Genomic DNA, 12,405 nt, shown 5'->3' on the forward strand with positions numbered 1-12,405 from the left:
TACTTTTTCGGAGAGTTTGATCCTGGCTCAGGACGAACGCTGGCGGCGTGCCTAATACATGCAAGTCGAGCGGACAGAAGGGAGCTTGCTCCCGGATGTTAGCGGCGGACGGGTGAGTAACACGTGGGTAACCTGCCTGTAAGACTGGGATAACTCCGGGAAACCGGAGCTAATACCGGATAGTTCCTTGAACCGCATGGTTCAAGGATGAAAGACGGTTTCGGCTGTCACTTACAGATGGACCCGCGGCGCATTAGCTAGTTGGTGGGGTAATGGCTCACCAAGGCGACGATGCGTAGCCGACCTGAGAGGGTGATCGGCCACACTGGGACTGAGACACGGCCCAGACTCCTACGGGAGGCAGCAGTAGGGAATCTTCCGCAATGGACGAAAGTCTGACGGAGCAACGCCGCGTGAGTGATGAAGGTTTTCGGATCGTAAAGCTCTGTTGTTAGGGAAGAACAAGTGCGAGAGTAACTGCTCGCACCTTGACGGTACCTAACCAGAAAGCCACGGCTAACTACGTGCCAGCAGCCGCGGTAATACGTAGGTGGCAAGCGTTGTCCGGAATTATTGGGCGTAAAGGGCTCGCAGGCGGTTTCTTAAGTCTGATGTGAAAGCCCCCGGCTCAACCGGGGAGGGTCATTGGAAACTGGGAAACTTGAGTGCAGAAGAGGAGAGTGGAATTCCACGTGTAGCGGTGAAATGCGTAGAGATGTGGAGGAACACCAGTGGCGAAGGCGACTCTCTGGTCTGTAACTGACGCTGAGGAGCGAAAGCGTGGGGAGCGAACAGGATTAGATACCCTGGTAGTCCACGCCGTAAACGATGAGTGCTAAGTGTTAGGGGGTTTCCGCCCCTTAGTGCTGCAGCTAACGCATTAAGCACTCCGCCTGGGGAGTACGGTCGCAAGACTGAAACTCAAAGGAATTGACGGGGGCCCGCACAAGCGGTGGAGCATGTGGTTTAATTCGAAGCAACGCGAAGAACCTTACCAGGTCTTGACATCCTCTGACAACCCTAGAGATAGGGCTTTCCCTTCGGGGACAGAGTGACAGGTGGTGCATGGTTGTCGTCAGCTCGTGTCGTGAGATGTTGGGTTAAGTCCCGCAACGAGCGCAACCCTTGATCTTAGTTGCCAGCATTCAGTTGGGCACTCTAAGGTGACTGCCGGTGACAAACCGGAGGAAGGTGGGGATGACGTCAAATCATCATGCCCCTTATGACCTGGGCTACACACGTGCTACAATGGACAGAACAAAGGGCTGCAAGACCGCAAGGTTTAGCCAATCCCATAAATCTGTTCTCAGTTCGGATCGCAGTCTGCAACTCGACTGCGTGAAGCTGGAATCGCTAGTAATCGCGGATCAGCATGCCGCGGTGAATACGTTCCCGGGCCTTGTACACACCGCCCGTCACACCACGAGAGTTTGCAACACCCGAAGTCGGTGAGGTAACCTTTATGGAGCCAGCCGCCGAAGGTGGGGCAGATGATTGGGGTGAAGTCGTAACAAGGTAGCCGTATCGGAAGGTGCGGCTGGATCACCTCCTTTCTAAGGATATATGGAGCAGCGTACGTTTTCGTCTTGTTTAGTTTTGAAGGATCATTCCTTCAAAACATGTCTCTAGCGAGACAGGATTGTTCTTTGAAAACTAGATAACAATAAGTAATACATTCACATTGAATGCAATGCAAAGTTCATCACACATAGTGATTCTTTCTAAAGTAAGAAATGGTTAAGTTAGAAAGGGCGCACGGTGGATGCCTTGGCACTAGGAGCCGATGAAGGACGGGACGAACACCGATATGCTTCGGGGAGCTGTAAGCAAGCTTTGATCCGGAGATTTCCGAATGGGGAAACCCACTGCTCGTAATGGAGTAGTATCCATACTTGAATACATAGAGTATGAGAAGGCATACCCGGGGAACTGAAACATCTAAGTACCCGGAGGAAGAGAAAGCAAATGCGATTCCCTGAGTAGCGGCGAGCGAAACGGGAACAGCCCAAACCAAGAGGCTTGCCTCTTGGGGTTGTAGGACACTCTATACGGAGTTACAAAGGAATGATATAAGCGAAGAGGTCTGGAAAGGCCCGCCAAAGAAGGTAACAGCCCTGTAACTGAAATGTCGTTCTCTCCAGAGTGGATCCTGAGTACGGCGGAACACGTGAAATTCCGTCGGAATCCGGGAGGACCATCTCCCAAGGCTAAATACTCCCTAGTGACCGATAGTGAACCAGTACCGTGAGGGAAAGGTGAAAAGCACCCCGGAAGGGGAGTGAAATAGATCCTGAAACCGTGTGCCTACAAGTAGTCAGAGCCCGTTAACGGGTGATGGCGTGCCTTTTGTAGAATGAACCGGCGAGTTACGATCCCGTGCAAGGTTAAGCAGAAGATGCGGAGCCGCAGCGAAAGCGAGTCTGAATAGGGCGCATGAGTACGTGGTCGTAGACCCGAAACCAGGTGATCTACCCATGTCCAGGGTGAAGTTCAGGTAACACTGAATGGAGGCCCGAACCCACGCACGTTGAAAAGTGCGGGGATGAGGTGTGGGTAGGGGTGAAATGCCAATCGAACCTGGAGATAGCTGGTTCTCTCCGAAATAGCTTTAGGGCTAGCCTCAAGGTAAGAGTCTCGGAGGTAGAGCACTGATTGGACTAGGGGCCCCTACCGGGTTACCGAATTCAGTCAAACTCCGAATGCCGATGACTTATCCTTGGGAGTCAGACTGCGAGTGATAAGATCCGTAGTCGAAAGGGAAACAGCCCAGACCGCCAGCTAAGGTCCCAAAGTATACGTTAAGTGGAAAAGGATGTGGAGTTGCTTAGACAACCAGGATGTTGGCTTAGAAGCAGCCACCATTTAAAGAGTGCGTAATAGCTCACTGGTCGAGTGACTCTGCGCCGAAAATGTACCGGGGCTAAACGTATCACCGAAGCTGCGGACTGTTCTTACGAACAGTGGTAGGAGAGCGTTCTAAGGGCTGTGAAGCCAGACCGGAAGGACTGGTGGAGCGCTTAGAAGTGAGAATGCCGGTATGAGTAGCGAAAGACGGGTGAGAATCCCGTCCACCGAATGCCTAAGGTTTCCTGAGGAAGGCTCGTCCGCTCAGGGTTAGTCGGGACCTAAGCCGAGGCCGAAAGGCGTAGGCGATGGACAACAGGTTGATATTCCTGTACCACCTCCTCACCATTTGAGCAATGGGGGGACGCAGGAGGATAGGGTAAGCGCGGTATTGGATATCCGCGTCCAAGCAGTTAGGCTGGGAAATAGGCAAATCCGTTTCCCGTAAAGGCTGAGCTGTGATGGCGAGCGAAATTTAGTAGCGAAGTTCCTGATTCCACACTGCCAAGAAAAGCCTCTAGCGAGGTGAGAGGTGCCCGTACCGCAAACCGACACAGGTAGGCGAGGAGAGAATCCTAAGGTGATCGAGAGAACTCTCGTTAAGGAACTCGGCAAAATGACCCCGTAACTTCGGGAGAAGGGGTGCTTCTTAGGGTGTTAAAGCCCCGAGAAGCCGCAGTGAATAGGCCCAGGCGACTGTTTAGCAAAAACACAGGTCTCTGCGAAGCCGTAAGGCGAAGTATAGGGGCTGACGCCTGCCCGGTGCTGGAAGGTTAAGAGGAGCGCTTAGCGTAAGCGAAGGTGCGAATTGAAGCCCCAGTAAACGGCGGCCGTAACTATAACGGTCCTAAGGTAGCGAAATTCCTTGTCGGGTAAGTTCCGACCCGCACGAAAGGCGCAACGATCTGGGCACTGTCTCAACGAGAGACTCGGTGAAATTATAGTACCTGTGAAGATGCAGGTTACCCGCGACAGGACGGAAAGACCCCGTGGAGCTTTACTGCAGCCTGATATTGAATGTTGGTACAGCTTGTACAGGATAGGTAGGAGCCTTGGAAACCGGAGCGCTAGCTTCGGTGGAGGCATCGGTGGGATACTACCCTGGCTGTATTGACCTTCTAACCCGCTGCCCTTATCGGGCAGGGAGACAGTGTCAGGTGGGCAGTTTGACTGGGGCGGTCGCCTCCTAAAATGTAACGGAGGCGCCCAAAGGTTCCCTCAGAATGGTTGGAAATCATTCGCAGAGTGTAAAGGCACAAGGGAGCTTGACTGCGAGACCTACAAGTCGAGCAGGGACGAAAGTCGGGCTTAGTGATCCGGTGGTTCCGCATGGAAGGGCCATCGCTCAACGGATAAAAGCTACCCCGGGGATAACAGGCTTATCTCCCCCAAGAGTCCACATCGACGGGGAGGTTTGGCACCTCGATGTCGGCTCATCGCATCCTGGGGCTGTAGTCGGTCCCAAGGGTTGGGCTGTTCGCCCATTAAAGCGGTACGCGAGCTGGGTTCAGAACGTCGTGAGACAGTTCGGTCCCTATCCGTCGCGGGCGCAGGAAATTTGAGAGGAGCTGTCCTTAGTACGAGAGGACCGGGATGGACGCACCGCTGGTGTACCAGTTGTTCTGCCAAGGGCATCGCTGGGTAGCTATGTGCGGACGGGATAAGTGCTGAAAGCATCTAAGCATGAAGCCCCCCTCAAGATGAGATTTCCCATTCCGCAAGGAAGTAAGATCCCTGAAAGATGATCAGGTTGATAGGTCTGAGGTGGAAGCGTGGTGACACGTGGAGCTGACAGATACTAATAGATCGAGGACTTAACCTATATTCTAATGTGAAGTTTGAACATTGTTATCTAGTTTTGAGAGAACATTCTCTCCATCAGGTTTGGTGGCGATAGCGAAGAGGTCACACCCGTTCCCATACCGAACACGGAAGTTAAGCTCTTCAGCGCCGATGGTAGTTGGGGGTTTCCCCCTGTGAGAGTAGGACGCCGCCAAGCTTGTTATCTTTATATCATCGCGGGGTGGAGCAGTTCGGTAGCTCGTCGGGCTCATAACCCGAAGGTCGCAGGTTCAAATCCTGCCCCCGCAACCAAAATGGTCCGGTAGTTCAGTTGGTTAGAATGCCTGCCTGTCACGCAGGAGGTCGCGGGTTCGAGTCCCGTCCGGACCGCCATTTTTATGACTTGTAAACGAAAACGTATAGTTTCGTTTTTTTTTATGTCTTTTTCTTTCTACAAGTGCCCAAGTTGCAATGAAATGATTTATGTTTGGCTACACTATAAGAAAGAATAGATAGATTACCTCAACTCAGCCTGGTTTTTTCACACCAGGCTTTCTTTATATCATTTTTAGTTGGAACTGAGACTTATATTCGCTACACTAATACTAACTGTGTTTGACCTCATGTCTACTTAACCAATTGATTGCAAGAAGGGGCTGTCTTTTTATGGATGAATTTGATCTTATTCGCCGAATCACACCAAAAGATACATATCAGCGCTCTTTGATCATGGGCATCGGTGATGATGCAAGTGTTTATCAACCTCATTCACATTGTGAAGAGGTCGTTTGTGTTGATACAATGGTGGAGCATGTTCATTTTCGTTTTGACTTTTCCACACCATTTGAAGTTGGCTTTAAGGCAGTGGCAGTCAATGTCAGTGATATCGCTGCAATGGGAGGGACCCCAAAGTATTATCTTGTTTCAATTGCGATCCCGCCTCATGGTGATGAGACAATCGTCACGGAACTTTACGAGGGAATGAAAGCGTTGGCTGACTCTTATCATATGGATTTAATTGGTGGAGATACAGTGGCCACCCGCAGTGACTTTGTTATTACCGTGACGGTGATTGGTGAGGTTTCAAAGGGAAAAGCTTGTTATCGTCACAGTGCTCAGACTGGAGACGTTGTCTTTGTCACAGGTGAACTCGGTTCATCAGCTGCTGGGTTATCAATCTTAATGAACAAAGCAGCCCCTTCTAAGGCGGTCGATGCTGATTTTTTTCTTAAGCGTCATAAAATGCCTCAGCCTCATATTGCTGCTGGACACATTTGTTCAAGTTTCCCGCGGGTCACCTTGAATGATGTAAGTGATGGATTAGCGAGTGAGTTGAATGAGATAGCCGAAGCGAGCTGTGTGATGATCGAGATAGAAGCTGATAAGCTTCCAATTCATCCAGATTTACAGGTGCTGCGCAAAGACTGGCTTGAATGGGTGTTATTTGGGGGAGAAGACTTTGTTTTAACTGGTACGATACCAGAATCTAATTGGGAAAGCTTTGAATCGCAATGTCAAAAAGAAGGCATTCAGGTCACACGTATTGGACAAGTCAAAGATGATCAAGCAGCCAGTGTTATGTTAAAAGACAATGATCAACAAACAATGTTAATGAAAAAAGGATATAATCATTTTAAGAAATGAGGTGACATCAACGGTGAAATTAACATGGACGACAAAAGGTGCGGATGAGACGAAACGAATTGCCGCTGCTTTGGCCAAACTTGTGATGCCAGGCGATGTATTGACATTAGAAGGAGATTTAGGTGCAGGCAAAACCACTTTTTCAAAAGGTTTTGCGGAAGGCTTAGGAATTACCCGTATCGTCAACAGCCCCACCTTTACAATTATTAAAGAATATACTGATGGCAGACTGCCACTTTATCATATGGACGTGTATCGCATGGAAGATGCAGATGAAGAGATCGGACTCGAAGAATATTTTGAGGGTGAAGGTATATGCTTGGTTGAATGGGCACATCTTATTGAGCCTCAATTGCCTTCTTCCTATTTAAAAATAGAAATGCTGAGAACAGAACGTGAAGAAGAACGGCATCTCACGTTTGATGCAAAAGGGGAGCGTTATGAGACCCTTTGTAAGGAGATGAAAGAATTTGACCATACTGGCCATTGATACATCAAACCATACACTAGGAATTGCTCTTGTAAGAGATTTCACTGTGATTGGCGAGAGCATTACGTATTTAAAAAAGAACCATTCCGTCCGAGCGATGCCTACTGTTGAAGCATTGATGAAAGAATGTGGTGTATCACCAAGCGAACTAAGCAAAATCGTTGTAGCAAAAGGACCTGGTTCTTACACTGGCGTCAGAATCGGTGTTACCATCGCAAAAACACTTGCGTGGACCCTGTCTATCCCGATATCAGCTGTTTCGAGTTTAGAAACACTTGCGGCAAATGGCCAATATTTTGATGGATATATCTCACCTCTATTTGATGCGAGAAGAGGCCAAGTTTATACCGGACTATATATGTTTGAAAAGGGTAAGATCAAAGAGGTAGAACCAGATCAAAATATCCTGCTCACGGATTGGCTTCATGAACTGAAGCAGACAGGAAAGCCTGTTCTATTTCTTGGGCAAGATGTGCATCTTCATGAAGAGAGCATTCGCTCCATTTTAGGAGAAACGGCTGTACTGGCAGAGGGGACATTTCATAACCCAAGACCTGCAGTGCTTGCATTTTTAGGCGCAGATCGTCCTGCTGAAGATGTCCATCAGCTTGTTCCTAACTATATTCGTTTGGCAGAAGCGGAAGTGAAATGGCTTGAAGGACAAAAATAATCTTAACCTAGCAGAGATTCGACAAATGACAGTAGCAGACATTCCAGAGGTGTATACGATTGAAGTGCATTCGTTTACAGCACCCTGGAAAAAGGAATCGTTTGTGTATGAGATTCTCCATAACCAATACAGCCATTATTTCCTCATCGAAGAAGATAAGAAGCCTGTTGGGTATTGCGGGGTCTGGATTGTCATGGACGATGCACAAATTACGAACATTGCCATTCTCCCTGAGCATAGAGGAAAAGGCTACGGGGAAGCATTGCTTCGACATGTCATGGAATTTTGCAAAGAAAAAAAGACAGATCATCTTTCTTTAGAGGTGCGGGTTTCGAATACACCAGCACAATCCCTCTATGAAAAGCTCGGTTTCAGACCAGCTTCAATTCGAAAGAATTATTATACGGATAATGGAGAAGATGCATTAGTCATGTGGGTGAATATAAATGAGTGAACAAACAGATCGATTCATATTAGGTATAGAAACAAGCTGCGATGAAACAGCTGCGTCCATTGTCAAAAATGGAAAGGAAATCGTGGCAAATGTGGTGGCCTCGCAAATAGACAGTCATAAACGATTTGGCGGTGTTGTACCCGAAATTGCTTCAAGGCATCACGTGGAGCAAATCACCATCGTCTTAGAAGAAGTGATGGCACAGGCGGGTATGAGCTTTAAGGATTTAGATGCGATTGCTGTCACAGAAGGACCTGGCCTCGTCGGTGCTCTGCTGATTGGTGTCAATGCAGCAAAGGCACTGAGCTTTGCCCATCAAATTCCTCTTGTAGGTGTTCATCATATTGCAGGGCATATTTATGCAAACCAGCTTGTTGATGAATTGGAGTTTCCGTGTTTAGCTCTTGTTGTCTCTGGCGGACATACTGAGCTTGTTTTAATGAAGGAGCACGGATCTTTTGAGGTCATCGGAGAAACATTAGATGATGCAGCTGGAGAAGCGTACGATAAAGTGGCCCGGACGATGGGTCTCCCGTATCCAGGCGGACCTCACATTGATCGGTTAGCGCATGAAGGGGAGCCGACAATTAAGCTTCCTCGTGCATGGCTTGAAGAAGGATCCTATCACTTTAGCTTCAGTGGTTTAAAATCAGCTGTGATCAACACCTTACACAATGCGTCACAAAAGGGTGAAACGATTGCCCCAGAGAATTTGGCCGCAAGTTTTCAAGCAAGCGTCATTGAGGTGCTTGTTGGGAAAACATTGAAAGCAGCAGAAGCCTATGGTGTGAAGCAAGTTGTTCTAGCTGGAGGAGTCGCTGCCAATAAAGGACTAAGAGAAGCTTTAACCTCAGCATTTACGAAGCTGCCAGACGTGAAGGTCATTATTCCGCCATTATCTCTTTGTACAGACAATGCAGCCATGATCGCTGCTGCTGGAACCGTTGCATTTGAAAAAGGAATCAGAGGCGATATGACGATGAATGGCCAGCCAGGGTTATCACTAGTCTCATATGAATGAAAACTCCTGTGGATTACAGGGGTTTTTTATTTTTCGATGAAAGCGATTTATTCACATGTAAACGTTATATATCCACAATTGTTAGAAAATTTTGTTTTAAAATGAAGAGGGTGTGTATAAATATGATCTTTTTTGTGGATATGTGATTAAAACTCTGTGGATAAAGTGGATAAGTCCAAAGTATTTAAGAATAATCAAGAAGTTATTGTGGGTATCGTTGTGGATAATAAATTTTCATTGAAAGAAAAAAGAGTACCCTTAGGGCACTCTTTAAGCTTCTGACAGCTCTTCCCACTCCGCAAAAAGTGATTCCAGCTCTTGATTGAGCGTATCATTTTCTGTCTGAATGTCTTGGACCTTTTCGTGATCTTGAAAAATTTCAGGATCACATAGAAGCTTTTCATTTTCACTGAGCTTTTCTTCAATGACAGCAATACGTTCTTCAATTTCTTCGATTCTGCGCTGCTTTTGTCTTTCTTTCTTTTTCAGCTCTTTTTCTTCCGCATAAGAAAGCTTTGCCTTTTCTGCTTGCTGTGCAGCTTGTATTTTAAGCGGTTCATTTTCTTGAAGTGCCTCCAGCTCTAGTTGTTCATTTTTCTTTTCAAGATAGTAATCATAATCACCGAGATATTCTCTTGTTTCTGTAGGCGAAAGCTCAAATACTTTCGTGGCGAGACGATTGATAAAATAACGATCATGCGAGACAAATAAGATGGTTCCTGGATAATCAATTAGTGCATTCTCTAAAATTTCCTTACTATCTAAGTCCAGATGGTTTGTAGGCTCATCGAGAATAAGAAAGTTGGCTTTTTGGAGCATCAGCTTTGCTAGTGCAAGGCGTGCTTTTTCTCCACCGCTTAATGCATGGACAGGCTTTAAAACGTCATCACCGGAAAATAGGAAGTTTCCTAAACATGTCCGAATTTCTTTTTCATTCATATGAGGATAATCATCCCAAAGCTCATTGAGCACTTTTTTCGAGGATGTCAGTTTGGCTTGCTCTTGGTCATAGTAGCCGATCGTGACATGAGATCCAAAAGTGATCTCGCCTTTTACTGGTGTTAATGTGTTTGTTAACGTTTTTAAAAGGGTTGATTTCCCGATCCCGTTAGGACCAATGAGTGCCACACTATCCTCTCGTTTAATCTGAAAAGAAAGAGAGGATAGGAGCGGTGTTTTTTCATCATAACGAATATCGAGATCATGCACCTTCAGCACATCATTGCCGCTTTGTCTCGTAATATCAAAATGAAAGTTTGCGGATTTTTCGTCTCCTAAAGGCTTATCTAAACGATCCATCCGTTCGAGCTGCTTGCGTCTGCTTTGAGCGCGCTTTGTGGTCGAGGCTCTTGCCAGGTTGCGATCCACGAAATCCTGAAGCTTTGAGATCTCTTCTTGCTGCTTTTCGTAGAGTTTCATATCACGCTCTAGCTGCTCTGCTTTCAGCTCAAGATACTTACTATAGTTTCCTGCAAACTTTTTCATCGAAGTTCTTGAGACTTCATAGACGTGGTTTACGACTTTGTCTAAGAAATAGCGGTCATGGGACACGATGAGAATGGCACCTGTATAATTTTGCAAATACTGCTCCAGCCATGATAAGGTATCAATATCTAAATGGTTGGTCGGCTCATCCAGAATTAAGAGTTCTGGTTTCATTAATAAGAGCTTTCCAAGCGCTAGACGGGTTTTCTGGCCGCCGCTTAAGGATTGGACGGTTGTCTCATCTTCGAAATGACTAAAGCCGAGTCCATGAAGAATGGAGCGGACATCTGCTTCATATTGATAGCCGCCTTGATCTTTAAATTCCTGCTGCAGCCTGTCATAGGTTTTCATAAGGGCATCCAGCTCAGAACCTGTGGAAGAAGCCATTTTCTCCTCAATGGTTCTCATTTCTTGTTCCATCTCTTTTAAATGATCAAAAACCGATAATAATTCGTCTTTTAACGTACGTGTAGACGTTACATCGGTATGCTGTGCTAAATAGCCGATCGATAGGTCTTTTGGTTTGATGATCTCACCTTGCTCGTAAGACATTTGACCGGCAATGATTTTTAAAAGCGTGGATTTGCCTGCGCCGTTACGACCTACAATGGCAATGCGATCCCTTGCTTTGACTTCCAATTTTATATTCGTTAAAACGGTATCAGCGCCAAACGATTTGGACAGCTGATTCACTTGTAGAATCATCATGTAACTTCACCTCTGCTATAATATGTTAAGTGTAGCTTATCAGCAGTAAACCGGCAAATGTTACATACAATCGCCATATTCAAATGAAAGACAGATAGGAAAAAATAGTGTATCATTTGAGTGAGGGAGCGTTGAAAGATGAGTCAATTTAGCCACTTTAACGAACAGGGAAGAGCAAAGATGGTCGACATTAGTGACAAATCGTCTACAGTGAGAACCGCCGTTGCTGTTTCAAGTGTTCGTATGATAAAAGAAGTGTTTCATAAAATAGAGCAACGTGAAATTGGAAAAGGAGATGTGCTGTCTGTTGCACAGGTTGCTGGCATCATGGCAGCAAAGCAAACATCTACCATCATTCCAATGTGTCATCCGCTTGCACTAAAAGGCGTGGATATCTCCTTTCATTGGGAGGAAGACGGAAATGCGCACATCCTGAACATACAAGTACAGGTAAAAACAAAAGGAAGTACGGGTGTGGAGATGGAAGCGCTCACTTCTGCTTCAGTATGTGCACTGACCGTTTACGACATGTGCAAAGCGATTGATAAAGGCATGATCATCGGTCCTACCTATCTAATTGAAAAGACAGGCGGGAAAAACGGTGATTTTCACAGAGCATCTGATATTTAAGTTGGAGGACCTTATATGAATATAGATCAGTCAAAAATTCCACAAGCGACAGCCAAACGTTTGCCGCTATACTACCGTTTTTTAAAAAATCTGCATGCATCAGGAAAACAAAGGGTGTCATCGGCAGAGCTTAGTGATGCAGTCAAAGTGGATTCTGCCACCATTCGCCGAGATTTTTCGTACTTTGGTGCACTTGGGAAGAAAGGGTATGGCTATAATGTCGATTATCTCTTGACCTTCTTCAGAAAGACCCTTGACCAAGATGAAATGACCAATGTCATGCTCATCGGTGTCGGGAATTTAGGGACTGCTTTTTTACACTATAATTTCATAAAAAATAATAATACAAAAATTTCAATGGCTTTTGACGTCAATGAGAGTAAAATAGGAAGTGAGATAGGCGGCGTGCCTGTCTATGATTTGGATAAGCTTGAAGAGCATGTTCAAGAGGTAGGAGATATCCCTGTTGCGATTTTGACAGTACCTGCCGTAGCAGCTCAATCCATTACAGATCGTTTGATTGCCCTTGGCATCAAAGGAATCCTTAACTTTACGCCGGCTCGATTGAATGTGCCGGAACACATTCGAATTCATCATATAGATTTGGCGGTTGAACTTCAGTCTCTTGTGTATTTCTTAAAGCATTACTCTGTTACGCAGGAGGACTGACGAAAAGG

Annotated in this window: 8 protein-coding genes, 2 tRNA genes and 3 rRNA genes; 12 read left to right on the top strand and 1 reads right to left on the bottom strand. The window is 46.4% G+C overall.

Annotation, left to right across the window (positions count from 1 at the left end):
- The first annotated feature begins 4 nt into the window (after positions 1-4).
- From MHH65_RS02895 to tsaD, 10 genes are all read left to right on the top strand, one after another.
- A 16S ribosomal RNA gene (locus MHH65_RS02895) occupies positions 5-1,553 on the top strand.
- A gap of 182 nt (positions 1,554-1,735) precedes the next feature.
- Positions 1,736-4,666: ribosomal RNA gene (locus tag MHH65_RS02900) — 23S ribosomal RNA — on the top strand.
- A gap of 61 nt (positions 4,667-4,727) precedes the next feature.
- A 5S ribosomal RNA gene (gene rrf / locus MHH65_RS02905) occupies positions 4,728-4,843 on the top strand.
- The 16S, 23S and 5S rRNA genes sit together here with 2 tRNA genes alongside, the layout of an rRNA operon.
- Before the next feature lie 18 nt (positions 4,844-4,861).
- A tRNA-Met gene (locus MHH65_RS02910) sits at positions 4,862-4,938 on the top strand.
- 4 nt (positions 4,939-4,942) lie between these two features.
- Positions 4,943-5,019, top strand: a tRNA-Asp gene (locus tag MHH65_RS02915).
- 273 nt (positions 5,020-5,292) lie between these two features.
- Positions 5,293-6,270 (top strand): thiamine-phosphate kinase, encoded by a 978-nt coding sequence (gene thiL / locus MHH65_RS02920; RefSeq protein ID WP_034283028.1) that lies wholly within the window; start codon positions 5,293-5,295, stop codon positions 6,268-6,270.
- Positions 6,271-6,283: 13 nt separating this feature from the next.
- Positions 6,284-6,760 (top strand): tRNA (adenosine(37)-N6)-threonylcarbamoyltransferase complex ATPase subunit type 1 TsaE, encoded by a 477-nt coding sequence (gene tsaE, locus MHH65_RS02925; protein ID WP_034283027.1) that lies wholly within the window; start codon positions 6,284-6,286, stop codon positions 6,758-6,760.
- A complete protein-coding gene (gene tsaB, locus MHH65_RS02930) occupies positions 6,741-7,430 on the top strand; it encodes a tRNA (adenosine(37)-N6)-threonylcarbamoyltransferase complex dimerization subunit type 1 TsaB (protein ID WP_024426737.1) in 690 nt (229 codons plus the stop codon). The genes tsaE and tsaB overlap by 20 nt, the downstream gene beginning before the upstream one ends.
- A gap of 25 nt (positions 7,431-7,455) precedes the next feature.
- Entirely contained in the window at positions 7,456-7,884 is a 429-nt protein-coding gene (gene rimI, locus MHH65_RS02935) for a ribosomal protein S18-alanine N-acetyltransferase (protein ID WP_034283048.1), read from the top strand.
- Positions 7,877-8,905: a tRNA (adenosine(37)-N6)-threonylcarbamoyltransferase complex transferase subunit TsaD gene (gene tsaD, locus MHH65_RS02940; RefSeq protein WP_065215059.1), complete on the top strand. Its 1,029-nt coding sequence runs from the start codon at positions 7,877-7,879 to the stop codon at positions 8,903-8,905. The genes rimI and tsaD overlap by 8 nt, the downstream gene beginning before the upstream one ends.
- Before the next feature lie 270 nt (positions 8,906-9,175).
- On the opposite strand, the gene MHH65_RS02945 is transcribed toward tsaD, so the two are convergent.
- A complete protein-coding gene (locus MHH65_RS02945) occupies positions 9,176-11,098 on the bottom strand; it encodes an ABC-F family ATP-binding cassette domain-containing protein (protein ID WP_034283021.1) in 1,923 nt (640 codons plus the stop codon).
- 138 nt (positions 11,099-11,236) lie between these two features.
- On the opposite strand from MHH65_RS02945, the gene moaC reads away from it, so the two are divergent.
- A complete protein-coding gene (gene moaC, locus MHH65_RS02950) occupies positions 11,237-11,728 on the top strand; it encodes a cyclic pyranopterin monophosphate synthase MoaC (RefSeq protein ID WP_024424463.1) in 492 nt (163 codons plus the stop codon).
- Between the two features lie 15 nt (positions 11,729-11,743).
- Positions 11,744-12,397: a redox-sensing transcriptional repressor Rex gene (locus tag MHH65_RS02955; RefSeq protein ID WP_008355687.1), complete on the top strand. Its 654-nt coding sequence runs from the start codon at positions 11,744-11,746 to the stop codon at positions 12,395-12,397.
- Positions 12,398-12,405 lie beyond the last annotated feature (8 nt).

The sequence above is a fragment of the Bacillus sp. FSL L8-0654 genome, assembly GCF_038629965.1.
Lineage (GTDB): Bacteria > Bacillota > Bacilli > Bacillales > Bacillaceae > Bacillus > Bacillus safensis.

Excerpts from the sequence above, each read along its gene's own strand:
- thiL (WP_034283028.1), top strand. The coding sequence starts at position 5,293 with ATGGATGAATTTGATCTTATTCGCCGAATCACACCAAAAGATACATAT.
- rimI (WP_034283048.1), top strand. The coding sequence starts at position 7,456 with ATGACAGTAGCAGACATTCCAGAGGTGTATACGATTGAAGTGCATTCG.
- tsaD (WP_065215059.1), top strand. The coding sequence starts at position 7,877 with ATGAGTGAACAAACAGATCGATTCATATTAGGTATAGAAACAAGCTGC.
- MHH65_RS02945 (WP_034283021.1), bottom strand. The coding sequence starts at position 11,098 with ATGATGATTCTACAAGTGAATCAGCTGTCCAAATCGTTTGGCGCTGAT.
- moaC (WP_024424463.1), top strand. The coding sequence starts at position 11,237 with ATGAGTCAATTTAGCCACTTTAACGAACAGGGAAGAGCAAAGATGGTC.
- MHH65_RS02955 (WP_008355687.1), top strand. The coding sequence starts at position 11,744 with ATGAATATAGATCAGTCAAAAATTCCACAAGCGACAGCCAAACGTTTG.